Origin of the sequence: Thalassospira alkalitolerans, assembly GCF_002115745.1 — a bacterium.
GTDB lineage: Bacteria > Pseudomonadota > Alphaproteobacteria > Rhodospirillales > Thalassospiraceae > Thalassospira > Thalassospira alkalitolerans.
Genome location: NZ_JFKB01000017.1, coordinates 34,975 through 61,457, shown reverse-complemented (window position 1 = coordinate 61,457; position 26,483 = coordinate 34,975). Strand labels below are relative to the sequence as shown.

24 protein-coding genes are annotated in these 26,483 nt (G+C 51.9%); 8 read left to right on the top strand and 16 right to left on the bottom strand.

Annotated features, from left to right (window positions below; all coding sequences use genetic code 11):
• Positions 1 to 53 precede the first annotated feature (53 nt).
• The 6 genes from alr to rpsF form a co-directional block, all read right to left on the bottom strand.
• A complete protein-coding gene (gene alr / locus TALK_RS18550) occupies positions 54 to 1,175 on the bottom strand; it encodes an alanine racemase (protein WP_085620644.1) in 1,122 nt (373 codons plus the stop codon).
• A gap of 43 nt (positions 1,176 to 1,218) precedes the next feature.
• A complete protein-coding gene (locus tag TALK_RS18545; protein ID WP_085620643.1) occupies positions 1,219 to 2,757 on the bottom strand; it encodes a replicative DNA helicase in 1,539 nt (512 codons plus the stop codon).
• Positions 2,758 to 2,945: 188 nt separating this feature from the next.
• Positions 2,946 to 3,551, bottom strand: a complete 606-nt coding sequence (gene rplI / locus TALK_RS18540) for a 50S ribosomal protein L9 (RefSeq protein ID WP_085620642.1) — start codon at positions 3,549 to 3,551, stop codon at positions 2,946 to 2,948.
• Positions 3,551 to 4,489 carry a DUF2232 domain-containing protein gene (locus TALK_RS18535; protein WP_085620641.1) on the bottom strand — a complete coding sequence of 313 codons (939 nt, stop codon included), beginning with the start codon at positions 4,487 to 4,489 and terminating at the stop codon, positions 3,551 to 3,553. The genes rplI and TALK_RS18535 overlap by 1 nt, the downstream gene beginning before the upstream one ends.
• A gap of 47 nt (positions 4,490 to 4,536) precedes the next feature.
• Positions 4,537 to 4,770 (bottom strand): 30S ribosomal protein S18, encoded by a 234-nt coding sequence (rpsR, locus tag TALK_RS18530; protein ID WP_007090355.1) that lies wholly within the window; start codon positions 4,768 to 4,770, stop codon positions 4,537 to 4,539.
• Positions 4,771 to 4,792: 22 nt separating this feature from the next.
• Positions 4,793 to 5,170 (bottom strand): 30S ribosomal protein S6, encoded by a 378-nt coding sequence (gene rpsF, locus TALK_RS18525; RefSeq protein WP_085620640.1) that lies wholly within the window; start codon positions 5,168 to 5,170, stop codon positions 4,793 to 4,795.
• 571 nt (positions 5,171 to 5,741) lie between these two features.
• On the opposite strand from rpsF, the gene fabD reads away from it, so the two are divergent.
• The 5 genes from fabD to mltG all read left to right on the top strand — a co-directional run bounded on the left by fabD (position 5,742) and on the right by mltG (position 10,223).
• On the top strand, positions 5,742 to 6,683 hold the full coding sequence (gene fabD, locus TALK_RS18520) for an ACP S-malonyltransferase (protein WP_085620639.1): 942 nt from the start codon (positions 5,742 to 5,744) through the stop codon (positions 6,681 to 6,683).
• A gap of 39 nt (positions 6,684 to 6,722) precedes the next feature.
• A complete protein-coding gene (fabG, locus tag TALK_RS18515) occupies positions 6,723 to 7,463 on the top strand; it encodes a 3-oxoacyl-[acyl-carrier-protein] reductase (protein ID WP_085620638.1) in 741 nt (246 codons plus the stop codon).
• Positions 7,464 to 7,632: 169 nt separating this feature from the next.
• Complete coding sequence (locus TALK_RS18510; RefSeq protein ID WP_085620637.1) at positions 7,633 to 7,869, top strand: acyl carrier protein; 237 nt, start codon at positions 7,633 to 7,635, stop codon at positions 7,867 to 7,869.
• Positions 7,870 to 7,955: 86 nt separating this feature from the next.
• The gene (gene fabF / locus TALK_RS18505; RefSeq protein WP_085620636.1) at positions 7,956 to 9,215 is read left to right on the top strand and encodes a beta-ketoacyl-ACP synthase II; all 1,260 of its coding nucleotides are present in this window, start codon (positions 7,956 to 7,958) and stop codon (positions 9,213 to 9,215) included.
• A 33-nt stretch (positions 9,216 to 9,248) separates the two neighbouring features.
• Entirely contained in the window at positions 9,249 to 10,223 is a 975-nt protein-coding gene (gene mltG, locus TALK_RS18500) for an endolytic transglycosylase MltG (RefSeq protein ID WP_085620635.1), read from the top strand.
• Positions 10,224 to 10,236: 13 nt separating this feature from the next.
• On the opposite strand, the gene TALK_RS18495 is transcribed toward mltG, so the two are convergent.
• Positions 10,237 to 11,115, bottom strand: coding sequence for an SDR family NAD(P)-dependent oxidoreductase (locus TALK_RS18495; protein WP_085620634.1), 879 nt, complete (start codon positions 11,113 to 11,115; stop codon positions 10,237 to 10,239).
• A 206-nt stretch (positions 11,116 to 11,321) separates the two neighbouring features.
• Here TALK_RS18495 and TALK_RS18490 point away from each other — a divergent pair, with 206 nt between their 5' ends.
• On the top strand, positions 11,322 to 12,191 hold the full coding sequence (locus TALK_RS18490; protein WP_245830040.1) for a YicC/YloC family endoribonuclease: 870 nt from the start codon (positions 11,322 to 11,324) through the stop codon (positions 12,189 to 12,191).
• Between the two features lie 19 nt (positions 12,192 to 12,210).
• Positions 12,211 to 12,843 carry a guanylate kinase gene (gene gmk / locus TALK_RS18485; RefSeq protein ID WP_085620658.1) on the top strand — a complete coding sequence of 211 codons (633 nt, stop codon included), beginning with the start codon at positions 12,211 to 12,213 and terminating at the stop codon, positions 12,841 to 12,843.
• Positions 12,844 to 12,866: 23 nt separating this feature from the next.
• Here gmk and rsmA read toward each other — a convergent pair whose 3' ends face one another.
• From rsmA to TALK_RS18450, 7 genes are all read right to left on the bottom strand, one after another.
• Complete coding sequence (gene rsmA / locus TALK_RS18480; protein ID WP_085620632.1) at positions 12,867 to 13,733, bottom strand: 16S rRNA (adenine(1518)-N(6)/adenine(1519)-N(6))-dimethyltransferase RsmA; 867 nt, start codon at positions 13,731 to 13,733, stop codon at positions 12,867 to 12,869.
• A 4-nt stretch (positions 13,734 to 13,737) separates the two neighbouring features.
• Positions 13,738 to 14,754, bottom strand: coding sequence for a 4-hydroxythreonine-4-phosphate dehydrogenase PdxA (pdxA, locus tag TALK_RS18475; RefSeq protein WP_085620631.1), 1,017 nt, complete (start codon positions 14,752 to 14,754; stop codon positions 13,738 to 13,740).
• A gap of 20 nt (positions 14,755 to 14,774) precedes the next feature.
• On the bottom strand, positions 14,775 to 16,052 hold the full coding sequence (locus TALK_RS18470; RefSeq protein ID WP_139833879.1) for a peptidylprolyl isomerase: 1,278 nt from the start codon (positions 16,050 to 16,052) through the stop codon (positions 14,775 to 14,777).
• 6 nt (positions 16,053 to 16,058) lie between these two features.
• Positions 16,059 to 18,242 (bottom strand): LPS-assembly protein LptD, encoded by a 2,184-nt coding sequence (locus TALK_RS18465; protein ID WP_085620630.1) that lies wholly within the window; start codon positions 18,240 to 18,242, stop codon positions 16,059 to 16,061.
• Positions 18,243 to 18,246: 4 nt separating this feature from the next.
• Positions 18,247 to 19,350 (bottom strand): LPS export ABC transporter permease LptG, encoded by a 1,104-nt coding sequence (gene lptG / locus TALK_RS18460; protein ID WP_085620629.1) that lies wholly within the window; start codon positions 19,348 to 19,350, stop codon positions 18,247 to 18,249.
• Positions 19,347 to 20,447, bottom strand: coding sequence for an LPS export ABC transporter permease LptF (gene lptF / locus TALK_RS18455; protein WP_085620656.1), 1,101 nt, complete (start codon positions 20,445 to 20,447; stop codon positions 19,347 to 19,349). The genes lptG and lptF overlap by 4 nt, the downstream gene beginning before the upstream one ends.
• A 220-nt stretch (positions 20,448 to 20,667) precedes the next feature.
• Positions 20,668 to 22,443 carry an acyl-CoA dehydrogenase gene (locus TALK_RS18450; protein ID WP_085620628.1) on the bottom strand — a complete coding sequence of 592 codons (1,776 nt, stop codon included), beginning with the start codon at positions 22,441 to 22,443 and terminating at the stop codon, positions 20,668 to 20,670.
• 313 nt (positions 22,444 to 22,756) lie between these two features.
• On the opposite strand from TALK_RS18450, the gene TALK_RS18445 reads away from it, so the two are divergent.
• On the top strand, positions 22,757 to 24,271 hold the full coding sequence (locus TALK_RS18445; RefSeq protein WP_085620627.1) for a S41 family peptidase: 1,515 nt from the start codon (positions 22,757 to 22,759) through the stop codon (positions 24,269 to 24,271).
• Positions 24,272 to 24,344: 73 nt separating this feature from the next.
• On the opposite strand, the gene TALK_RS18440 is transcribed toward TALK_RS18445, so the two are convergent.
• A complete protein-coding gene (locus tag TALK_RS18440) occupies positions 24,345 to 25,214 on the bottom strand; it encodes an NAD(P)-dependent oxidoreductase (RefSeq protein ID WP_085620626.1) in 870 nt (289 codons plus the stop codon).
• Positions 25,215 to 25,331: 117 nt separating this feature from the next.
• Positions 25,332 to 26,369 (bottom strand): polyphosphate kinase 2, encoded by a 1,038-nt coding sequence (gene ppk2, locus TALK_RS18435; protein WP_085620625.1) that lies wholly within the window; start codon positions 26,367 to 26,369, stop codon positions 25,332 to 25,334.
• Between the last annotated feature and the right edge of the window lie 114 nt (positions 26,370 to 26,483).

Here is a 26,483-nt window from a genome sequence, read left to right as displayed (position 1 = left end):
TCTTATTTCCCCTGTTGCAGGCCAGTCACTTATTGTTGGCCGATTTTTTCAATTCAGCTTTCTGTATAGACCCGCCGGTAGCGATGTCCAAGAGAAGTCAGTATTTCGTAACCGATTGTACCCGCAGCACTTGCAACGTCGTCAACAGACATTTTGTCATCAATCAGCGGAACCATATCGCCGGGCCGCAATGGTTTGCCCGGAAGGTCGGTGATATCTACCCCGATTGCATCCATCGAAACACGCCCGACATAGGGTACGTCATGGCCCTTGATTCGGAGTTTTCCGGCATTCGACAGCGACCGTAGCCAGCCATCGGCATAACCAACGGCAATGGTGGCGATGCGGCTGGCGCGTTCTGAACGCCATGTGCCGCCATAGCCGACCGTTTCGCCTGCATCGATTTCGCGAATCTGAAGCACCTTGGCACTTAGTTTGACGACCGAACGCATCGGGTTCGTCGATTCTGGTGTTGGATTGCCGCCCCAAAGTGCAAGGCCCGGACGACAGAATTCAAGGTGATAGTCATCATTACGGAAGATCGCTGATGAATTGCAAAAACCGCGCGGGGCCGGTGGCAGGCGGCGATACCATTTCATGAACAGTTCGTATTGTTCGCCGGTGATCGGATTGTCAGCTTCGTCGGCGGCGACCGGATGGGTCATATAGCCAGCTTTTTCAAAGCCGTATAGCAACGACGAATAGCGATCAACCAGTTCACTGACTTCGCGCGGGGCAAGGCCCAGGCGGTTCATGCCGGTATCAAGATGGATAAAGGCCGGTGCAGGACGTTCATATTCGCGGCAAAGATTGGACCAGCGTTCGATCTGCCCAAGGTCATTTAAAACCGGGATCACATCGTTTTCGATAAAGAATTCTTCGTCACCAGGGAGAACGCCGTTCAAAACAGCAATTCGTCCACCACCGCGCAGCAACGGAAACAGGTCGGCGGCTTCGTTTGCCTGTGCGACAAAGAAAAGACGACACCCCTGCTTTTTAAGAACAGGTACGATGGTTTGGGCGCCAAGGCCATAGGCATCTGCTTTGACAACAGCTCCGCAAGTCCGCCCTTTATAGCGTTTCTTGATGATCTGATAGTTGTTAGCGACGGCCTTCAGATTAATCTGAAGCTCGGCACACTCAGCTGCACGGCAGGCAGCGGGAAGAACGCTCATTCGCAATACCCCGTGGAGTCCGTTTCAAGTTCAGGCTCAAGGCCTATTCATATTCTTCTTCGATATGATCAAGGTCGCCAAACTTGGTGTAGTTCCCGTCAAAGAACAGACGCACATTGCCCACCGGGCCGTGACGCTGTTTGGCGATGATGACTTCTGCGGTGTTGTAGACGTGGTTCAGGCGCTCCTGCCACTGGGAGTAGCGTTCGCCGAACTTATCGGTGGCTTCTTCCGGGCGCTGTGCCGGTTCCGCACGTTCAAGATAATATTGTTCGCGGTAAATGAACATGACGACGTCGGCGTCCTGCTCGATCGAGCCCGATTCACGTAAATCCGACAGCTGCGGACGTTTATCTTCGCGCTGTTCAACGGCACGTGAGAGCTGTGACAACGCCAGAACCGGAACTTCAAGCTCCTTGGCAATTGCCTTGAGCATACGGGTAATTTCGGAAACTTCCTGCACACGTCCATCCCCCCGGAAGTTGGTTGGCGGCGCAAGCAATTGCAGGTAATCGACAACAATCATCGCAAGACCGTGTTGGCGTTTCAGGCGGCGGCAACGCGTACGCAAGGTTGATACCGGAAGTGCCGGGGTATCATCAATATAAAGCGGAACGGTATTGAGTTCCTGTGTGGCAAGGACAAGGCGTTGGAAATCGTCCTCGTTCAAATCACCACGGCGCATATTATCGCCCGATACCTCGGCTGCCTGCGACAGAAGTCGCGCGGCCAGTTGTTCTGCCGCCATCTCAAGCGAGAAGACAGCAATTGCACCGGTCTTAAGTTCATTGCCTTCTTCGGCGCCGGTATTTCGGTTCTGATGCGATGAAATGGCCGCGTTAAAGGCAACGTTCATCGCAAGGGCGGTTTTCCCCATAGACGGACGACCGGCAAGGATCAGCAAGTCAGAAGGGTGCAGGCCGCCAAGCTTGCGGTCAATATCGCGCAGGCCCGTCGTTACGCCAACAACTTTGCCGGCATTCTTATAGGCATGTTCGATATTCTCGTATGCTTTGGTCAGGGCAGGGCCAAAAGCCACAAACCCGGATTCGGCGGCTCCGGCAGTCGCCAGTGAGAACAGTTTTTGTTCGGTCTTTTCAATCTGAATGGCAGCGTCGGTTTCGATTTCGTAGCGATAGGCCTCGTTGACCGTCTCTTCACCAATTTCGATCAGTTCGCGGCGCAGATAAAGATCATAGACCAGCTTGCCATAGTCACCGGCATTGATGACCGAAACGAGGTTGTTTGACAGTTCTGCCAGATATTGTGGGCCACCGATTTCGGCAAGGTGTTCATCCTGACGGAAAAAGGCCGACAGGGTTACCGGGTTGGCCAGTTGACCGCGTTCGATCAGTTTTCCGCTGGCCTCGAAAATACGGCCATGGCGGGCATCGGCGAAATGTTCGGGGCGAAGGATATCCGAAACGCGCTCATAGGCGGCGTTGTTGTTCAGGATAGCGCCCAGCAATGCGGCTTCCGCATCGAAGTTATGAGGCGGGGTGCGTTCAAGCATCAGACCGGTGGCTTCACCATGGTCGGCTTCAATGGGTGCAAACAGGGCATCTAGCTGGGGATCAGTCATGGCGTAAAAAGGTATCAGTCATCTTGTTGCGCCGAAAGGGCTAATCGGTATAGCTCATACCGGGTATTCCGCAAGCGCAGAGGTCGCAGTTCAGGTTAAAAAGCCGAATTATATCATAAAACCATAAGAAAACGGCGCATCCTTGCGGATACGCCGTTCCCTGATTGGCTTCGAATGGAAAGCAACGATTAAACGTTGGCTTCTTCTTCGCCTTCGGCTTCGTAGGCTTCTTCAGCAACTGCATCTTCTTCGAAGACTTCTTCAGCAGCTTCCAGAGCTTCGTCGGCTTCCATTTCGTCAATGGTGCCCAGAACAGCGCCGCCCTTGCGAAGCTGCTCTGCGGCATCTTCTTCAGAACGTGCGACGTTGGCAGTCACTTCAATTGCGACTTCCGGGTGCAGATTGATTTTGACCTGGTGCAGACCAAGGGTCTTGATCGGCTGATCAAGAACGACCTGGGTACGGGCAACAGTGAAACCTGCTTCGGTAACCGCATTCGAGATATCACGCGCGGTAACCGAGCCGTAAAGATGGCCGACGTCAGATGCCTGACGAACGAGGGTAACGGCAACGTCACCCATGTTCTCGGCAACCGCTTCGGCTTCTTTGCGGCGGTCCAGGTTGTCAGCTTCAAGCTGTACTTTTTTTGCTTCGAATACAGCAAGGTTAGCTTTGTTTGCGCGAAGGGCCATGCCCTGCGGTAGCAAACGATTGCGGGCGTGGCCCGGCTTGACGGTGACAACATCACCCATCTGACCGAGTTTTTCTACCCGCTGAAGCAGAATAACTTCCATCACCGATCCTCCTCATTGCTACGGGTCATCGGTTGTTTCCCCCGCAGCCTGATTAAATGCTCAACAATTCCAAGTCCGGTGATCGCGATAAACGACCATGTGGACAGAACCGCGACGATATAAAATACCGTCAGTATCATACGTTTTTGCGGCCAACGGGCTGCCTGCCCATGTACCAATGCCAATCCCTGTAAGAGGAACGGCACTGCCAACACCACCGCGACGTTTCGCGCCACATAAGCCAAAGATCCGTCGGCAAAGCCGACCAAAAAACCAGCCAAGGCAAACGCAAACAGTGACCATCCAGGCAAGGCCATCAAGGCCAGATCGGGCGACGGACGCATATTGCGACCGGACCGCACCAGAATTGCCTGTGCAAGTGTAGCATTGGCAAACAGCATAAGAAGCCAGCTTGCCGCTACAATCGCCGGGAAGTATGTCTGGAACATGCCGATGACATTCTGAACATCCGGCGTCATAGGGACGCCCATTTCCGAATACATCTGACCCAGGAATTGCGAAATGAATTCCTGAATGTCCAAACCTTCCGCCGTTACACTGCCCATGATGACAATCATCACCATTGCAATCATGACGGCCATGGCACTCACCACTATTCCGGTCGGAACAAAATCCGGTTGCCCGTTTTTGTCCTTGCGGATGACCAGCGCCATGCGGGTCAACAACATCGCCGGTCCGGCAAACACGACCAAAAAGACCGTGAATGGCAGCAGTCCACCCAGTAGAACCAGGGCACTGCATGCGGCAATTGCCGCAACCAGCAGGCGTTTTGGACCTTGCCACAATCCAATAAGGAAAAGCGGCAGGTGCCCGAAATATGAGAGTAACAGCGCCAGCGGATTACCCGACAACACAAGCAAGAACAGGACAGAACTGCCCAGACCCGCACCGATTGCCATAAGAGTGTTACGCGACATTAATTACTCCCGGCCCGAGACCGCAAGAGGGTCTCTTGCCGACTGCCTCAGACTTGGTCTGAATATGGCAGCAGCGCCAGGAAACGTGCACGTTTGATGGCTTTCGCCAGTTCGCGCTGCTTCTTGGCCGAAACCGCAGTGATACGGCTCGGAACGATTTTGCCGCGTTCAGAAACGAAACGCTGCAGCAGTTTAACATCTTTGTAGTCAATCTTCGGCGCATCCGCACCCGAGAACGGGCAGGTTTTGCGACGACGGAAAAACAGACGACGTCCAGCCATAATAAATTCTCCTCGCTATCTGTTAGCCGTGCTGACGGGGACCGCCACGGCGATTGCCGCCACGGCCGCCGCGCTCGTCGCGATTACGCAGAATGGCTGACTGTTCTTCTTCGAACTCTTCAACCTTGACGGTCATCTGACGCAGAACGTCTTCGTTCAGGCGCATCAGACGCTCGTATTCCGCGATCGTGGCGTTGTCGGCTTCGATTTGGAAGAGAGTATAGTGGCCTTTGCGGTTCTTCTTGACACGGTATGTCAGGGAACGCAGGCCCCAATATTCGGTTTTGGCAATTTTACCGCCGAGACCTTCAACGGTCTGGGTCAGTTTTTCATTCAGGGCTTCAACCTGTGCGGTCGAGAAGTCCTGACGTGCGATGAACACACTTTCGTACTTGCTCATAATACTCCTATTACTCCTTTTGGCTTATCTCTTCCTTACATGACCTCGTGTCATGCAGGCATAGCCGGGCAACCCCGGCAAGGAGCCGTGAGACCGCGGAATATACACTTTTCCACAGGGCATGCAACCGGAAATCCCCTGTGTTGATCCCCTTGAAAATTTCGCCCTAGCACCCCTCGGTGTGTCCTGCAAAAAGCCGTTATGCCACTGGAGTATGCGTTGGACCATGATCGGGAATGACCAAGAGGAAAATGCGAGAGGTGTGCCGTCTGTTACCGTACAAGATAGCCATTATATAAGGACGGGAAAAGCCGGGGGCTGTTGTGGGCCTGTGTTTGACATTGCACTGCGCAACAAGGTTTTGTTTTCGGCGTATGACAAGTCTGTTACCTTTCGGGCTGATATTTGGCGGTCGTTGGTGGCAAAACTGAATATTTGTACGTGAAAGTGACATGACAATGTCGTCAGTTCTTGACACAGGGCGTTCGAACAGTATCAAGGGTAGCTCGAAAATTGGGGATCCGGTTGATCCGCTATCCCGACGAAAGCAGACAAGGGTAAATTAGATATAATGACACGCGCATTCGTTTTCCCCGGCCAGGGGTCGCAAGCGGTAGGTATGGGCAAGGAACTGGCAGAAGCATTTCCGGTTGCTCGCGAAGTTTTCCAGGAAGTTGATGATGCATTGTCGCAGAAACTCAGCGCCCTGATGTTCGAAGGCCCTGAAAACGAATTGACGCTGACCGAAAATGCGCAACCTGCCCTGATGGCGGTCAGCCTTGCGGTTACGCGCGTTCTCGAAGCCGAGGGGGGCTTTACCCTTACCGATAAATGCGATTTGGTTGCTGGTCATTCGTTGGGGGAATATTCGGCCCTTGCCGCGGCTGGGACCTTTGCGATTGCTGATGCGGCGCGCCTTTTAAAAATTCGAGGTCAAGCCATGCAGGCGGCAGTGCCGGTTGGTGTTGGTGCAATGGCAGCCCTTCTTGGTCTGAATTATGTCGATGCCGTTGCCGTTGCTGAAGAAGCCGCCCAAGGCGATGTTTGCACTGCGGCCAATGATAATGCCGATGGTCAGGTCGTTGTGTCCGGTCACAAGGCTGCCGTCGAGCGCGCCATTGAAATTGCCAAGGTAAAAGGTGCAAAGCGCGCTGTTCTTTTGCCGGTATCTGCCCCGTTCCATTGCCCGCTGATGCAGCCAGCGGCGGATCGCATGGCGGAGGCGTTGGCAAGTGTCTTGATGACTGCGCCGGCAAAACCGGTCGTCGCGAACGTGATTGCAGAAAAAACTGCAGATCCGGAAACCATTCGTAAACTCCTTGTAGAGCAGGTTTGTGGGACCGTGCGCTGGCGTGAATCGGTTCTTTATATGAAAGAGCAGGGCATTACCAATCTGGTGGAGCTGGGCGCGGGTAAGGTTCTGAGTGGTATGGTTCGCCGTATTGATCGTGACTTGACCGGTGTGGCCGTGAACGGACCGGCCGATATTGAAAGTTTTCTCGGCACGCTTTAAAGCGTTGTACGAAATAGACGAACCTAAAGGGATAGATTGATGTTTGATCTTGCAGGCAAGACCGCACTTGTAACCGGGGCGACCGGTGGTATTGGCGGCGACATTGCCAAACTTCTGGCTTCGGCCGGTGCAAAGGTTGCTCTTTCTGGCACGCGCGCCGAACGTCTTGAAGCCGTTGCCGCTGAAATTGGCGAAAATGCCGTCATTGTTCCGGGCAATCTTTCTGATCCGGAATCGGTTGCCAATTTGATCAAGCAAGCTGAAGCAGCCCTTGGTGGGCAGTTGGATATTCTGGTCAACAATGCCGGCATCACGCGTGACCAGCTTGCCATGCGTCTTAAAGATGAAGATTGGCAGGCAGTTATTGATGTGAACTTGACGGCAGCCTTCAAGCTCGCGCGCAATTCGCTGCGTGGCATGATGAAACGCCGTCATGGCCGCATCATCAACATTACATCGATTGTTGGTGTGACCGGGAATCCGGGGCAGACCAACTATGCCGCGGCTAAGGCTGGCATGATTGGCTGGTCAAAATCGCTGGCACAAGAAGTTGCATCGCGTGGAATTACTGTTAACTGTGTTGCACCGGGTTTTATTACCACAGCAATGACCAACGAGCTTGATGAAGGCCAGAAAGAAAAGCTTCTGAGCAATATTCCGGCGGGTCGAATGGGCGAAAGTACAGAGATCGCAGCAGCGGTTCTGTATCTGGCAAGTGACGAAGCTGCTTATGTTACCGGGCAGACCTTACATGTGAATGGCGGAATGGCGATGATTTAACCCGTTGCGGGTTGCTTGCTTTTCTGTTTAAAAGAGGCCGCTATATAAAATCACGAAACCGGCAATTGCGGTTGTCGGATTCCGGTCCTCGCAAATTCCTTCAATAGGGGGAAGGCGTGAAGAACCAACCAAAACCAACTGACAGAAAACCTATTGAAGGATTTGAGCTATGAGTGATGTCGCAGATCGCGTGAAGAAGATCGTTGTCGAGCACCTCGGTGTCGAGGAAGACAAGGTCACCGAAAACGCAAGCTTCATCGACGATCTGGGCGCGGATAGCCTGGACACTGTCGAACTGGTTATGGCGTTTGAAGAAGAATTTGGTTGTGAAATCCCTGATGACGCTGCTGAAAAAATTCTGACCGTTAAAGACGCGATCGACTTCATCGAAAAAGCAAACGCCTAATTTGGCCTTTGTTGATGGGCGCCAGAGGCATCCTCGGGCGCCCTTTTCGTCTATGCAGGATTTCATAAGATAAGGCGTAAAGCGGGATGAGACGCGTAGTTGTTACCGGTATTGGTGCTGTTACACCGCTCGCAAGCGGTGCTCAGGCAACCTGGCAAAAACTGCTGGCAAGCCAGTCTGGCATCAAGAGCATTGAACATTTCGATGTTTCCGATATCCCCGCCAAGATTGCCGGTCTTGTGCCTAAGGGTGACGGAGAAGGGCTGTTTAACGCCGAGAATCATGTTTCGATCAAAGACATGAAAAAAATGGACGATTTTATCGTCTATGGCATTGCAGCTGCTGACCAGGCATTGGCCGATTCTGGCTGGAAACCCGAAACCGACGAAGATCAGGAAGCCACTGGCGTCATGATTGGCTCGGGCATTGGTGGGCTTCCACGTATTTCTGAAGCCGCCGAACTGGTCAATCACGGCAATACCCGCCGAGTCAGCCCATTTTTTATTCCGTCATGTCTGATTAATCTGGTCTCGGGCCAGGTTTCGATCAAACACGGCCTTAAAGGCCCGAACCATGCGGTCGTTACCGCATGTTCAACCGGTGCTCATGCGATTGGCGATGCGTCCCGCCTGATTTCCTTTGGCGATGCTGATGTCATGGTTGCCGGTGGTGCCGAAGCCGCTGTTTGTCGCATTGGCATGGCAGGTTTTGCCGCATCCCGTGCGCTTTCGACCGCTTATAATGACACCCCGACCGAGGCCTCTCGTCCGTGGGACAAGGGCCGCGACGGTTTTGTCATGGGCGAAGGTGCCGGTTGCGTCGTTCTTGAAGAATATGAACACGCCAAAGCGCGTGGCGCGAAGATTTATGCCGAAGTCGTCGGTTACGGCATGTCGGGTGATGCCCATCACATTACGGCACCGGCACCCGATGGCAACGGTGGATTCCGTGCGATGCGCAATGCTTTGCGCAATGCCGGCGTCAACCCTGAAGAAGTTGATTACGTCAACGCACATGGCACATCGACCCCGTTGGGGGACGAAATTGAACTGGGTGCTGTTAAACGCCTGTTCGGTGATGCCGCCACGAAATTGTCGATGTCTTCGACCAAATCGGCAACCGGACACCTTCTGGGGGCTGCTGGCGCGATCGAGGCTGTGTTCTCGGTCCTGGCTATCCATGACGGTGTGGTTCCGCCGACCTTGAACTTGCGTGATCCTTCTGATGCGTGCCATGGCATGGATCTGGTTCCGCTCGAAGCGAAGAAACGCAAGGTTAATGTTGCCTTGTCTAATTCGTTCGGCTTTGGTGGCACCAATGCCTCGCTCGTCTTCAAAGGCGTTTAAGGCAGCAGATTTAACCTGAAAGAGGGGAACCCCTTGAAGCGTTTTCTGCTTGTTCTTGGCTTTTTATGCATCACCGCCGCTCTCACCATTGGTGGGGCGGCGGTGTATGTTTATGTGCAATACACATCTCCCAGCAGATTGGTGCAGGGCAGTGATATCGTTATTCCGCAAGGAACCGGTGTTCGTGGAATTGCCGATATCTTCCGTCGTGAACATATCATTGAAGAACCTCTGGTTTTTCTGATGGGGGTCCGGATTTCGGGGCTGGATCGCTCCTTGCGGGCCGGGGAATATCATTTTCCTGCACGTGTCAGCCCCAAACAGGCCGTAGAAATATTGGCAACCGGCGAGACGGTTAAACGATTCGTTACTTTCCCCGAAGGGTTGCGTTCCGGCGAGATTGTTGATCGTATCAATCTTGTTGATGGCTTGCTAGGTGACGTGGCTGGTATTCCGCCTGACGGTATGCTTCTGCCCGAGACCTATCAGTTCTCATATGGGGATACCAAGCAAAGCATCCTTGACCGTATGGTTGCCGCCCATGACGATTTGGTTACGCAACTATGGCCTGATCGTAAGGAAAACTTGCCTTTTGATACGATTGAACAGGCAATTGTTCTGGCATCGATTGTGGAACGCGAAACCGGTGTTGCTGCCGAACGGCCGCGTGTTGCCGGTGTGTTTGTCAACCGGCTGAATAAAAAGATGCGTTTGCAATCAGACCCGACTGTTGCTTATGCAATCAGTCCGGATAAGCGTCTGGATCGCGCGCTTACGCGGGCAGATTTGAAATTTGACAGTCCTTATAACACCTATGTGTCATCAGGATTGCCGCCGGGGCCAATTACCAATCCCGGTCGTGATGCAATCTATGCCGTTTTACACCCTGCCGAAACCGACGAGCTGTATTTCGTCGCCGATGGAACTGGTGGGCATGCTTTTGCCCGAACTCTTGATGAACATAATCGCAATGTTGCACGCTGGCGGCGCATTCGCGACAGTCAGTAATGTAATGGTTTACTTATTGTTGTGATTGCGACGGGTGGTGTTGTGCCGCAGATGATTGGCTGGACTGTTTCTGGGGATATGCCTGTGCTGCCTGAGTAGGTGCGGCCAATTGGTGGTGGCGGGTATTTGAAGCCTTTCGCGGGATACGTGATGCTGCCTTGTCCAGGAATGCCTGCGGCACCATTTTTAGAACACCGATCAGGATATTCATCTGCCAGGGAAAGGCGATCATTCCCTTGTTTTTTGACAGCCCCTTGTCGATCTTGATCGCTGCCTTGTCAGCCTGCATGAAAAATGGCATCGGAAAGTCATTGGCATCTGTGATGCGGCTTTTAACAAACCCCGGGCAGATGACGTTAACCTTGATCCCAAATGGGGCAAGCGCGCCGCGCAGTCCTTCGCCATATGTCCTTACGGCGGCCTTGCTGGCGCAATAGGCGGGGGCGGATGGCAAACCACGCCAGGATGCCTGTGATGATACCAGCGCGATTTGACCATGCCCGCGGGCGCGCATGAAAGTAATAGCGGGATCAATCGTATTGAGGACACCGGCAACATTGGTGGCGAAAATATCGCGTATCTGTTCGGGATCTTCGCCCGTGCTGCCTGTTCCTGCAGAAATCCCCGCATTGGCGACAATCAGACTTAGTGACGAGATCTGATCACATTTTGTCACATATTCCGCCATGGTTTCGCGTTCGGTCACATCAAGCACATCGGCAAAAACATTGGCGCCCTTCGCACGGCATTCGTTTTCAACCAGTTTTAGGCGTGTCTGGTTGCGGCCACTGATAAACAGGGTCACACCGGTGCGCGCATAGTGGCGGGCCAATGCGGCACCGATTCCCGAACTGGCACCCGTGATCAGAATGGCATGGTATTGCAGTGACATTGTTAAGCAAAATCCCGTTAGACGACGTTATGATTGGTTGGGGTGGACCATGGGACAGCATTAGGGCAGCATTATGAAAAGCGGACAAGAACAGTCTGTCTTTGCTGTGTATAAAGGCTTTTACAATCTCTTGGCGCTTGGTGGCACAAACGTTATAAACGGCCAACAGAGAAATCAGACTGGATAAGATGATGACCGTATCAAGCATGACTGGGTTCGCGCGTACCGACAGTGGTGCAGAAGGCTTTGGTTGGACCTGGGAGCTACGCAGTGTCAATGGCAAGGGGCTCGACGTTCGTGTGCGCCTGAATGGTGGTTTCGAACGCCTTGAACCTGCAATTCGCGATGCCGTTTCCAAACGTTTCAAACGCGGCAATTTGGGGGTGACACTGAATGTTGTGCGCCCGGGGGATACCAGTGCCTATCGCGTTAATCGTGATCTTCTTGCCGAACTGGTTACATTGGCCGAGGAATTCGACCGCGATAGTAGCCTTTCGGCTGGAACCATAGCTGACCTGATGAATGTGCGCGGTGTCCTTGAAACGGTGGAGCAACAGGAAGACGAAGATAGCCGCGAAGCTGTCGATGCCGCCATTATTAAAAGCTTTATCGAGGCGCTTGACCAGATGGCTGCACATCGCGCCGAAGAAGGTGCGAAACTTGATGAAATGCTGCGTGGTCACATTGACCGGATTGAAGAAACGGTTCTTCTGGCGGAAAACTGTGCGTCGGTGCGTAGTGACGCGATCAAGGTAAAGCTTAAACGTCAGATTGATGAGTTAATGGAGAATGGCAAGTTTGATCCTGAACGCCTGCATCAGGAAGCAGCATTACTTGCCACCAAGGCTGATATCCGCGAGGAAATTGACCGCCTGAAAGCACATATCGTTGCCGCCCGTGACATGATTAAAAAAGGCGGGGCAATTGGCCGCAAGCTTGATTTTCAGTGTCAGGAATTTAATCGCGAAGCCAATACACTGTGTTCGAAGGCAAATGATATTGAACTGACTAATTGCGGGATGGAACTGAAGGTAATTATCGATCAGCTTCGCGAACAGGTTCAGAATGTTGAATGATGACGCAAAAGGAATTTCGATGACCGATCAGACCAAGCGTCGCGGTGTGATGTTGGTGTTTTGCGCGCCTTCCGGGGCCGGAAAAACGACGATTACGCGCCAGATTTTGGAAAAGGACAGCCAGATATCGTTGTCGGTTTCGGCAACAACCCGCGAAGCCCGTCCGGGGGAGGATGAAGGCAAGCACTACTTTTTCAAATCCGTTGATGCCTTCAAGCATATGATCGCCGATGACGAACTTCTGGAATGGGCGGAAGTGTTTGGCAATTATTACGGAACACCTGGGGCACCGGTTGAAAAGGCTTTGTCCGAAGGGCGCGACGTCTTGTTTGATATTGATTGGCAGGGCGCACGCCAGATTAGGGAAAAAGGCGGGGATGACGTTGTTTCGGTCTTTATTCTGCCGCCGTCATCCGGCGAACTTGAACGCCGTTTGCGTGATCGCGGTCAGGATAGCGATGAGGTCATCATGAAACGCATGGCCAAGGCTGGTGCAGAAATCAGCCATTGGGAAGAATTCGATTATGTTCTGGTCAATGATGATCTGGAACGTTGTCTGGCCGATGTTGAACATATCATCGGGGCAGAACGCGTAAAACGCGAACGGCAGTCCCAATTGCCGGGCTTTGTCAAAAAGCTTTTGACGGATTGAGAACCAAGATAATGACCGCCTTTTCAGGCGGTCATTTCGTCATAGACCTGAGTTAAGCGGACAAAGTCCGCAATGCTGAGTTCTTCGGCCCGTACCGTTTCAACGATGGCTGCGCGTTCAAGCAAAAGTCCAACATCAATATTCAAGGTTTTCAAGCTGGCGCGCAGCATTTTGCGTCTTTGGCCAAAAGCGGCCTGAGTGACCTTACCGAGGCTTTTAAGGTTTATTTCCGGTCCGCGATCTGCTTTTGGGCGCAACTGGACCACGGCCGATGTCACCTTGGGCGGCGGGGTAAAGGCGCTGCGATGAACGTCAAACAGAATTTGACAATCACAAAGATACTGGCAGAGGACGGAAAGACGTCCATAAGCCTTGCTTTTCGGGGAGGCGACGACGCGTTCGGCCACTTCTTTTTGGAACATAAGAGTCAGGCTTGTGAATTGGTCAATTTGCATCAACCAGCCCAATAGCAACTGCGTTCCGATATTGTAGGGTAGATTGGCAACAACCTTGCGCGGGGCTGGGCCAAGCGAGATCACATCGACTTCCAGGGCATCGCCGTCAATAACATGCAAGGCACCGGGGTAATGATTGCTGATCTGTTCCAGAACCGGCTGACAACGTGGGTCGCGTTCGATCACGGTCAGGTTTTTGGCGCCATTAAACAGAAGTGCGCGGGTCAAACCACCCGGACCCGGTCCAATTTCGATGACTGTCGCATCTTCCAGTGGTGCGGCGGCACGTGCAATCCGACCCGTCAGGTTTAGATCGAACAGAAAGTTTTGGCCAAATTTCTTTCGCGCCGACAATTCATGCGTTGCAATGACGTCGCGCAGAGGCGGGAGCCCGTCGTTGGCAAGATTGTTACTATTTGTATTATGGTCTGACAATACGTCAGGCTCCTTGTGAGATGCGCTTGCGTGCCATATCGGTAGCCATCTTGATGGCGGCAATCAGGCTGTCGGGGCGTGCAATGCCTTTGCCAGCGATATCAAGTGCCGTGCCATGATCCGGAGACGTTCTTATAAACGGCAGCCCCAGCGTGACATTGACGCCACCGTGGAAATCCAATGTTTTAACCGGGATCAATGCTTGATCATGATAGGGACAAAGGGCGACATCGTAGTTTGCTCTGGCCTCTGTATGGAACATGGTGTCGGCGGGTAAGGGGCCAATGACATCAAGCCCTTCATCTTGCAACGCCTTGATCGCGGGGCGCATGATTGTGATTTCTTCACTGCCCATTGATCCGCCTTCACCGGCATGCGGATTTAATCCGGCAATGGCGATCCTTGGTTTGGAAATACCAAAGTCATGTTGCAGTGCCTTTGCCGTGATGCGGGTCAGTTGGATGATCAATTCCCCTGTCAGGTGCTTGGCAACCTCGGACAATGCGATATGAATTGTCATTGGCACCACGCGCAATTGGCTATTGGCCAGCATCATAACGGGAATGGTGCCAGGACCAGAAAGCTCGGCCAGAAACTCGGTATGGCCGGGGTGTTTGAACCCTGCCTGATATAATGCGCTTTTCTGGATCGGGTTGGTGACGATGGCACTTGCATCCCCGGAACGGGTCAATTCAACCGCTTTTGTAATGCTGTCAATTACGATTGATGCTGTGCTACTTGACGCAATCCCCGGTGTAACCTGAGAGTTGTTTTCCGAAATTTCCAATACGGGCAGGGCTGTATCGAATATATTGTCAACCTGATGGATATTCGTGACTGTCGATACCGGCGTGCCAAGGCCAAGAATATTACGGGCCTGATTTAGGATGGTTTTGGGGCTGATAATGCAAAAGGGCGCCAAGCCAAACTGATTGCGTGCATGCCATGCCTTTATAGCAAGCTCCGGGCCAATACCACCGGGTTCGCCTATGGTCAGTGCGATTGGCTTGATATCGTTCATGGTTGTGCGTCCTTTCCGGATTAGATCCGGATATCGATAAACGCGTTGCGTCGCAGTTCACGCAGTTTGCGTCGTGCCAGGATTTCCAAGCGCTCGGCCATCAGGCGGTCACGAATGTTATCGCGATCAGGAAGGCTGCTTTCTTCTATCTTGTCGCACACCATGACCAGAAGAGCACCGCCATCAACACGGATGACATCAGAAATGCCGCCTTTGTCTAGATTTTCGACAGCATTTCGCACCGTACCAGAAAGCTCGTTCGGCGAAATGCCTTCGGTCTTGCCGCTCATGTCTGAACCAAGGTCAACGGCAACGTTGGCCAATGCCTGGCAGCTATCTGCAGACTGCTTGGCATTCTGAAGGATGCCAAGTTTGGTATTTGCTTCTTCCGGTGCTGTCCCGGCGGCAATGGGGACGAATAGCTGATAAAGGTCTAATTTGACATCTGTCAGGGCATTGGCATCGCCACGACGACGATCCAGCAGTTTCAAGATGTAATAACCACGGATTGTTTTGATCGGTGGGCTGACATTTCCGGGGGCCAATTGATCGATTGCCTGTTGAAGTTCACCGGCCATTTCACCTGTATAAAGCCAACCTAGATTGCCGCCATTAGCCGCACTTGAACTTGCCGAGAACTGCCGGGCAAGGCCACCGAAATTGGCCCCTTGATCCAGTGCGCGGATGACGTCCAATGCATTCTGATAAACCTTGGTCTCGTCCTGCGGATTATCGACCGGCAGGAAAAGCTCTTGAACGTTATTGCGGGGTTTTCCCTGGTTGGTGCGAATACGTTCCAGATTGTCGTCGATTTCGGCATCTGAAATCTGAATTTCTCGGCGCATCGAACCTAACAGCTTTTGCCAACCGATTTGCGGACGTATTTGATTGCGAATGGTATCTGTCGCAATATTGTTCTGCGCCATAAAGCGATCAAGCCCCCCGGCTGGAAGACCCGAATTCTGTTCGATCAGGTTTTTGGCATGGTCAATGTCTTCATCGGTCACTTCGAAGCCGCGGCGTTCGGCTTCCTGCAATTGCAGCTTTTCATTGATCAGCTGCTGCAATATTTGCGGGGCCATTTCCTGTCTACGTTGAGGCGTCATCTGGATATTCGAAGATGCTGCAACAAGTTTGATACGTTCAACCAGATCAACAACAGAGATCGGCGCATCATTAACCACTGCGGCAACACCAATGACGTTTTGAGCCTTTGACGGTTGCAAAGGAACCCCGAATGCGGTGATCCAAAGAGCCGAAAAAATAATGCCGGTAATGTGTTTAATACGCAGAGCCATATCTGTTTAAAGTCCAGTTTGCGATGCAAATTCGCCAAGGGTTTTAAAGACCAGACGGAACAGGAATTCATCCGATTCCCCCAAATCCTGATCTTCATAGAATGTGCGACGGATCCGGCCATCAAAGATGAAGCATTCATCCTCGTAAACGAAGCCAATGCCATACTCAAGGGGATCACTCCGATCCATGTCGTATCTACCATAGGCAGTGGCAGACCAAAATTGGTTAAATTGACGTTCGGCGTGGAAGTAAACTTCTTCCCGTTCGTTGAACTCATCTGTTCCCGCATCATCGGCGAAATGTACATAGTCGAGATTCAGTCGCAGTGTATCTTTAGAGCCAATACCTGCCGATACCTGATTCCTGCGGGCCGAGAAATCTTCATTGTCAAGACGATAACGATAGGTCAGATCGATGAATGAATTTGGTGAAACTGTAACGCGTCCGACATAATCAGACATATGTTCTTCGAGACCCGACCCCTCAGCAAAGGTATCATTTTTATTTGCGCGGTAGCTTTGGCCAAACATTGTGCTGGTATAGCCGCCGTTCTGGCCATAGACCCCCCATTCTAGTCCATAGCTGGCACGGAAGCCATCTTCGGCCTTGTCCAAGCCGCTATAACGGTCGTGCGACAGCAGGTTAATGTCATCAAACTCAAAAGACTGGGAGTCTTCATTCGGAATTTCATCAGGGTTTCCACCGTTTGGCGACCAAGCTGCCATCGCAATCGGTTTGATAATATGATGGAAGCTTCCCTGATCATTGACAAATGGCATGTTCCAGTCGACAGCAGCAAGAGGCAGCAGCCTTCCGGCATAACCATCGTAATTGGCTTGATCTGTACGGGAAACATCTGAAACCATGTAATTATCGCTGCGGACCGACAGGCTTAGCTTGGTAACATCTCCGAGTGATCCGATATAAGGCAATGCCCAGCCCGCCTTCGCCGACAGGCGGTGCGAGTCTGTGCCTTCCTCGCGTGTTAGCGAAAGAGCATCAAGATCAAGCGTCGTATAGCTGCCGTGTTTTGCTGGAGCGGTTTGGCCATGAAACTGGGCATGTGGCAGAACGATCGGTGTTGTATCTCGGTCATCCTCGCTCTTTAATCCTTGGAAATAATATCCATCTACGCGGGTATAACTGGACCCACGGAAGCCTTCTGTAAACAGGTTCGATGTTAAAACCGATGGGGAGCCAAAGCTATAACGGCTCATGTAAGTTTTTTCCGAGGCTTGTTCGGCATCGAAACCCCAGCGCCAGCTTTCATCTATATCAAAGCGGCCCTCGGCATCAATATGGCCTTGCCATTCGTCATTGTCATCGTTGGTGACGCTGCTGACGATTTCCATTTCACCGCTGTCAAATCGCTGGCGATATTCACTAGCCAGTACGGGGCCTTCGTCTGTGGTGTAGATGGGGCGCAAGGTCAAATCTTTGCTCTTGTCGATTGCCCAGTAATAAGGTTGCTCAAAGAAAGAACCGACATAGCTGGTGCTCCCAAAGGAAGGAGTGAGAAGACCTGATTGTCGTTTGACAGTGGGATCAGGGTGTTGAAAGTAAGGGGAATATAGGATGGGTATTCCGGCGAACTCCAGACGAGCATCTTTGTATTCTACTGTTTTCTCATTGGCGTCATGCAATACACGTGCGGCCTTTATCCGCCAAAGTGGCGGTGTTTCAGGATCATCTTCACAAACTTTGCAAGGTGAATAAACAGCCTTGGCGATCTCTGTGAAATTGCCATTGCTACGGCGTGCGCCTGTGCCTGCGATACGTGTGTTTTCGTCCAGCAGAATATAAATGTCTTCGATGATACCGTTTTTGAAGTCACCACTGAGCTCGACATAACTGGCAAAGGTTACTTCACCGTTTGGTTCTGTGATGCTCACATTTCCCGACGCGGTCAAAACATCCTGTGATTGATCATAGCTTACTGTATTGGCAAGCAGAATACGCCCATCGCGAGAAATCTCGACATTGCCACGTGCGGTAACAGTTTGAAGTTCACGATTGTAGTCAACTTCATCCGCACTGAACAGAATCTTGGATTGTTCATTTGCACCGGTTGAAACCGTGTCTGTTTGTTGCGCTTTGGCAGTATTCAGATAGCTTCCTGCAAGTGCAAATGCGCAGCCAAGTATCGTACTTGTTGCCAGTCTTTTAACAATTCCCCCTGTTCTGGCCATCTGGCTAGCCATCCTCAAGATGTAGCAAGGTCGAAACCCCCAATAACAGAGAAATACCGGCAGGTGCCCAAGCTGATAATACCGGTGGAATACCACCCGATACACCCAGTGCTGAAATGACATCCGTACAAAAATACAAAATGAACCCGGTTGCAACACCACCACCGATAACAAGAGATACCCTGCGACGTCGAGAGAATTTAAGACAAAACGCTGCTGCAATTAGAACCATAGCGCAAAGAAGCAAGGGGCGAGAGAGTAGGCTGTGGAAGTGAATGCGATGACGCGTTGCATTGAAACCTGCGCGTTCCAGAAGGTTGATGAACGGTTTCAAATCCCAGAAGGACATGGTTTCCGGCGACGCAAAGCTGTCCTGAATTTTTCTGGCTGTCAGATTGGTTGGAAGCATCATTTCAGATGAAAATTCACTTGTCTGACCCGGATGAAAAGTCCACGCATCGTAAAAATGCCAGGTGCCAGGTTCAAGCAATGCACGTTGGGCATCAATCCGGGTGGTGAAATCATCCGCATTCTGAAAGCGAAACACTGTGACACCGCGCAGATCGATACGATCACTTGCCTGACTACGAACTTCCCGAGCATAGATCACGGCCTGTCCATCCTGGGTGCCTTGTCTTAGCCATAAACCGCTTGAGGATAGGTTCATAACACTGTTGTTACCCTGCAGGTAGCGTGCTTCGAGTGTTTCATATCGCTGTAGAAGGATCGATGACAGGGGATTAAGTGCCATCACCTGAATGGCGCCTAAAAGGAGCGCACAAAGAATGGGAGGCAGCAGAAACTGCCAGGCAGAAACACCCGCCGCGCGCGTCACTACCAGCTCCTGATTGCCGGTCAGTTTCCAGAACGAATACATAGATCCGAATAAAACGGCGAAGGGAAGGACCTTTTCCGTCATGAACGGGATGCGGCTTGCGGCCATTTGGAAGACGATGCCAATCGTTGCATCGGGTTTTCCTCCTGCACGGCGCAGCAACTCGATGGCATCGCCAACCAGAATCAAGCCAATTAAAAGCGCCAGGATTCCAAGGATAGAAATCAGAACATGTTTACCGAAGTATACAGTGAGGGTTGGCGAAATTCTCATGCTCTTACCTCATCACCATTAGCTGTCTGCTTTGCACGAATTTGTGGTCCCCGGAAAGTCCAGTAAAGACCGCCAACAATTGGAATCAAAGCATTCAGATACATAAGCGCGATGAGGTCCGGATTTTTTGCGGCAAGGTTTTTCATGGCGATGCCAATTGCTTGAAATGCGATCATCACAGCAATCGCCAGCAATAAACGACCGGTTTGTCCCCGACGAGAGAAGCTGCTTGAAACCAGAACCGCAAGGGCAATGCTGGCAAAGCCGATAGCATATAAAGGTGAAACCAAGCGGTCATGCCCTTCTGCCCGGAAAGATGGGATGTCGTTTTCATTGATATTGGGCGCTACGCCTGTCAGCAGATTGTAAACGCTGCGTTCACGTGCCTCGCGGTAGCGCATGGCCGGGTCTTCGCTGCTATGTGCAATGTCAACAGCATAGCGGTCGAAGTAAAGGATCGACATGGTGCCGTCCTTGGTGTTGACCTCTTGCCGGTTGCCATCAAGCAGGACAATACGCGGGCCGCTATCGGTGCGCACCAATGCGCCGTTCTTGGCCATCATCGTGGTTTGGGCATTCGGGTTTCTTGAATCGTGAACCAGAATGCCAAGCAGTTCGTTATCCTGACCAACTTCGCGAACATAGACGGTAAGGCCGTCAAGATCGGTAAAGCTGCCTTCCTGCAAAAGCACGGACGAGAAATCATTGCGGATCGAAAACTGCAGCTCTTTGAATTGTTGATAGCTATAGGGCAGATAAAACAACGTCATGAAATAGCCAAATGCGGTCGTCAGCAACGCAAGGATAAGCGCTGGCTTTGCCAGGGCCCATTGGCTTAGGCCCGCAGACCGCATTACGATCAATTCACGGTCCTGAATCAGTTTGTTGTAAGTGAAAACAACAACAAAAAAGAGCGAAATTGGTAAAATAATCGTCAGGAAACTGGGGAGCAACAGCGAGGTCAACTGCAAAAAGACCGAGATCGAAAGACCCCGGTTCACAATCATCTCAACAAAACGCAAGCTTTGTGACAGCCAGATGACACAGAGCAAGCCAAGTGTCACGAACACCATCATGATGAGCTGCTGTTTCAGCATATATCGGGTCAAACGATTCATCGGGCGGATTATAGAGAAGCAATCAAAAACCGAAACAGGAAAATACGTGTCAACTGCAGCAATTGCACCTTGGCATCGCATGGCGGGGCGGTAAGGGGAAGCAGTATCGCAACTGATTGTCGTTAAAGGCGAAAAGACATGGCTTCGAAGCGCCTTTCGGGCCTCGAAGCCATACAGGGATTACAGCGTCAAAGCTGTGTCAGAATAATGGCGTTGTTTCGTGCAAGCAGGCGTCTTTTGTGTTTGCTATCTGTGATGCCATAAACTGTGCTTCTGGTACGACTTGGCCGAAGAAGAAGTTACAGTTCAGTCGTTTGGACGCGGCAAAGCCATCGTTGTCGTTGATGTTCGCAAGTTTCTGCAAAGAACGAAGCATCAGCCAGCCGGCGACACAGATTGACGCCTGGCGCAGGTACGGTGACGCAACAGATTGCGCCAGTTCTGCACCATTTGCGCATCGTGCCAGGATGTCGTTTGTTGTTGTTTCGAGTTGGTTCACGGCTTGGCCAAGTGTCTTCGCGGTATGAGTGACGTCGGCGTCAGTAAAATCACCAATGAGGGCTCCGCGGATTTCGTCAATTAATATGTGCATGGCAACACCGTTATCTCGAAGGAGCTTGCGCCCGATAAGGTCAAGCGCCTGAATGCCATTTGTTCCTTCATAGATCGGGGCAATACGGGCATCACGAAGATGCTGTGCGGCACCGGTTTCTTCGATAAAGCCCATGCCACCATGGACCTGAATACCAAGTGACGCGTTTTCAACCCCAAGGTCGGTAGACCATCCCTTGACCATTGGGATCAAGATATCCGCGCGGGATTGTGCTGATTTGCGCGTATTCCCATTTTCGTGGTGGTGGGCAATATCAAGCTGGGCTGCGGCATAAAGTGAAAGCGCGCGTGCGGCTTCCGTCGTTGCGCGCATCCGGATTAGCATTCGCTGTACATCGCCATGATGAATGATGGCGTCGTCTTGTCCTGTGGTCGGCGATTTACCCTGCTTTCGGTCACGGGCATATGCCACAGCCTGCTGATAGGCGCGTTCTGAAATCGCGACACCTTGTTGGCCAACGGCAAGGCGGGCATTGTTCATCATGGTGAACATGCAGGCCAGTCCATGACCTTCTTCTCCAACCAAATATCCGGTAGCACCGCCCTTGTCGCCAAAGGATAGAACAGCGGTCGGACTGGCGTGAATGCCAAGCTTGTGTTCAAGAGAAATACATTTCACATCATTGCGCGGCCCAATCTTGCCATTGGTGTCGACGATGAATTTGGGAACGATGAAAAGTGAAATTCCCTTCACCCCATTTGGCGCATCCGGTGTCCGGGCCAGCACAAGATGGACGATATTATCCGTCATTTCGTGATCGCCATAGGTGATGAATATCTTCTGTCCTGTGATGCGATAGGTGCCGTCACCGACCGGGGTCGCCATACTGCGTACTTTCGACAGGTCAGACCCTGCCTGCGGTTCGGTCAGGTTCATCGTGCCTGTCCATTCACCACTAATCATACGGGAAAGATACAGTGCGCGCTGTTCGTCCGTTCCATGGATTGTCAGAAGTTCGATTGCACCGGATGTCAACATGGGGCACAGGGCAAACGCCATATTGGCTGAATGCCACATTTCACCGACTGCCGCGCCAAGTAGTAACGGCAGGCCCATGCCGCCTTCTTTTTCAGGTGCGCTTATTCCCTGCCAACCACCTTCGCAGAATTTTTCGTAGGCGTCTTTCCAACCGGTCGGTGTCCGGACCGTGCCATTATCATCAAGAACGGATCCTTCCTGATCGCCGATGCGGTTAAGCGGCGCCAGAACACCTTTGGCAAGTTTACCTGCTTCTTCAAGGATTGCATCAACAAGATCGGGGCTGGTTTCTCCGAAACCCGGAAGCTCTGCAACGGTTTGTAATCCAATCACATCATGGATCAGGAACCGCAGATCACGGATTGGTGGCGTAAAGTCGGTCATGAAAAAAGACGTCTCCCTGAATTGTGAGCCGCCCGCTCGGTATCGCCCTCATTGCGGGGCGTTGTTGTTGTGTGACAGCATAATCAGCCCCGTCACGAAGATCGAGTCTGTTTCGTCACAATACGGGCAAATTCTTGTCAGACATTGGTCGAGGACAGTGGGTGTTGCCATGTATCACTGGCAAAAACGCGAAATTGTTCCGATATTAATTTGAATAAAGGCATGGTTGCAGGGTCGCCATCTTCATACAGGCGGGCTAAACTGGCTGTTCTGTAACTGGATCGAAATCTGAAAAAATAACAAACACAGGAGTATGGTGGTGCTGCGCAAGGGAATATTGCCGATTTTGTTCGCGGTGGTGATTTCATTCGCCGGAACGAGATTGGTGGCTTGTGCCGGTCCGGTCTGGCCGAGCGATGATGAGCAACGTTTTCTTGAAGCCTATCGCGACCATGTCGGCGACACCGCCACGCGCGATCAATATGACCGGGCGGATAAATTGTTTGTCGAAGCCGTTCAAGTGCTTTCAGATACCTATGTTGAAAATGTTGATCGCCCGACTTTTGTTAAAACAGCGATCACCAGTCTGGAAACGTTGGAGACTGAGGACCATACACCGATTGGTGTTGTGGGGGCGGCGCTTGATGACAGTCTGCATGATCTTGATCCCCACAGTGCCTATATGTCGGATGAAATGTTCCGTCGTCTTCAGGAAAGCACCGAAGGCAGCTTTGCCGGTGTCGGGATTGTTATTTCCCAGGACGAAGACAAACAGATCCGGATCGTATCACCGATTGACGATACCCCGGCGGCACGTGCCGGGTTGCAACCAAATGATCGGATTACTCATATCGACGGGCATGACATGAAGGGCGAGCCGATTTCCGAAGCGGTTCGTCTTATGCGCGGTCGTATTGGCGATGCCGTTACGCTAACGGTCCTGCGTAAGGAAGACAGCTTTGACGTTACTGTCAAACGCGCACGGATCGAAGTGCCGTCAGTCACGGCATCAATTATTGATAACGATCTGGCCTATATCCGTGTGTCGCGTTTTGATGCTAGTACGCTGGATCAGACCCGTGAATATCTGGGAATGCTAAACGATAAAATTGGTGGAACACCGCGTGGCCTTATCGTTGATTTGCGACGTAATCCGGGCGGTCTGCTTGATAGTGCTGCCGATATTGCCGACCAGTTTCTGAGTGACGGTCTGATTGTCGCGACCGAAGGTCGCGGTGAACGCAAAATGCGTAGTTATGAAGCTGATCGTAGCGAATATTTCAAGGGTGTCCCCATGGCGGTCCTGTTGGATCGTGGGTCCGCATCCGGGGCCGAATTGATGGCCGCGGCCCTGCGTGAAAACGGCCGGGGTGTAATTATCGGCGAACGATCCTTTGGCAAAGGTTCAATGCAGCGGATCATGCCGTTGACTGCGGGTGGTGGCCTTAAGATAACGACTGGATATTACACGACCCCGGAAAATCATATCGTTCAGGGAAATGGTGTAGTGCCGGATATCGAAATCAAGCTGGAAGACGAGGAAGATTTCGGGCGTGAAGTCGATTTGGAACATGCATTGCCACCGCGTCGTCGAGACCCGCGCAGAGTGTTGGCATCAATGAAAGCCGCAAGTTGCGAGCGCGATATCAATGTTACGCGTATCGGCAAAGCTGCAACCAATGATGCCCCGGCTGAGACCGAAGGTGACGAGGTCGTCACCGAGTTGCAGCGTGATACCGTACTGGAATGTGCAGTTGGTTATTTTGGTGATGGTCAGCTTGCTGTCTACCGTGATCAGGTCGAACCGCTTTTGCGGGCCGGTCTATAATTCTTTTAAGCAGAATTAGAACAGAAACGCGGCCACATTCAGGGCCGCGTTTCTGTTTTTGATAAATGCGTAATTAGCCGCGTGCAAGAAGGTCAATCAGGCTGGAGGTATCCCAGCGATTTCCACCGCGTTCTTGTACCTGGGCATAGAATTGATCGACAAGGGCGGTTACCGGCAGGCGCGCCCCGTTGCGCTTGGATTCTTCCAGACAAATGCCAAGATCCTTGCGCATCCAGTCCACAGCGAAACCAAAATCAAATGTGTCATTGACCATGGTCTTGCCGCGGTTTTCCATTTGCCAGCTTCCTGCTGCACCTTTGGAAATCACATCAAGAACCTTGCCCATGTCAAGCCCGGCCTTGCGCCCGAAATTGACACCTTCGGAAAGTCCCTGAACAAGGCCCGCGATACAAATCTGGTTGACCATTTTGGTCAATTGGCCTGAACCGCTTTTACCCATCAGCTGGCAGGATCGTGCAAAGGCATCAATTACTGGCGCCGCACGATCAAACGCTTCTTGATCGCCGCCACACATAACCGTCAGTACACCATTTTCAGCACCAGCCTGACCGCCGGAAACCGGGGCATCAATAAAGGATACTCCGACATCTTTGGCTGCGGCGTAAAGTTCGCGGGCAACATCGGCAGATGCCGTGGTGTTATCAACCATCACTGATCCACGCGTCATGCCCGCAAGTGCGCCGGTTTCACCAAGTGTAACGCTGCGCAGGTCGTCGTCATTGCCAACGCAGACAAAAACAAACTCGGCCCCTTTGGCCGCTTCGGCCGGGGTTGGGGCGGATTTTCCGCCATATTCGCCCGCCCATTTTTCGGATTTTGCCGCAGTGCGGTTGAATACTGTAACGTCGTGCCCTGCTTTTTGCAGGTGGCCGGCCATGGGATATCCCATGACACCCAGCCCGATAAATGCACATTTCGTCATTTCGTGCCTCCCTTGAATTGGTCCTACCAGTAAAGGAGGCCGCCCCCCGAATGTCAATCCGGGGGAGTGTCATGGTTACAATGTTTCCACGATCCGGAATGCCTGTTGGTTGTCAAATCAGTCATCTATCGATAATTCTTCGCTGACGGTGTGGATGACCCGGCGATCATAGGTCAGCAATTCCGGGCGTTTTCCGGGGTAATCGAACTGCGACAGATAATAGCGAATGGCATTAACACGGGCACGTTTCTTGTCATCCGACTTAACAATGATCCACGGGCTGTCCGAGGTCGATGTATGGAAAAACATTTCGGTTTTGGCTTCGGTATAGGCATCCCACAGGTTTTGCGATGCCAAGTCGACGGGGCTTAATTTCCATTGTTTCAGCGGGTCTTGTTGGCGTTGGTCAAACCGGCGTGCTTGCTCTTTCTTGCTGACCGAAAAGTAGAACTTTGTCATGCGAATACCGGACCGGATCAGCATCCGTTCAAGGGCCGGAACCGATTGCAGAAATTCGCTGACATCGAACATATTGCAGAAACCCATGACACGTTCGACCATCGCGCGGTTATACCAAGATCGGTCAAACAGAACCATTTCTCCGCCGGATGGCAGATGTTCGATATAACGCTGAAAATACCATTGGGTGACTTCGCGGTCATTTGGTTTGCCAAGGGCAACCACGCGTGCGCCGCGCGGGTTCAGATGTTCGGTGAACCGTTTGATCGTGCCGCCCTTGCCCGCAGCATCACGACCTTCGAATATGGTTAGAGATTTGATGTTTTCGTCTTTGATCCAGTTTTGAAGTTTCAGCAACTCGATATGCAGCGGCGCAATCAGTTCAAGATACTGTTTGCCATGCATTTTTTTTGCATGGGCCGTTGGGTCAAGGTCGACATCAGGCGGGATTTCATCCGGGGAAGTTGTCGTTTCTGTATCGTCTTGATTCTTTGACGGATTATCGTCAAGTCGATCCATTGTCAGGTTTTCGGCATCAAGCAAAAACCGGTCACGGGCTTCGCTATCAAGTGATGAAAGGTTGGGGTGCTGTTTAGCCGCCTTGCGACTGCGTCCGGTCTGTCTCACCGCGCTACGGATTGATTTGTCAGAGTTTCCGGTTTTCTTCGCTGGTTCATTCTGCTTTTTGGCAGCCATTACGCCAATGTCCCTGCAATTTTAATGGAAAATTACATTGACATAAATGCGCCATGATCGAAAGGGCGCGCAAGGAGGTAGATCAATTCCCGATAACGGGGTTTCCGATCATGG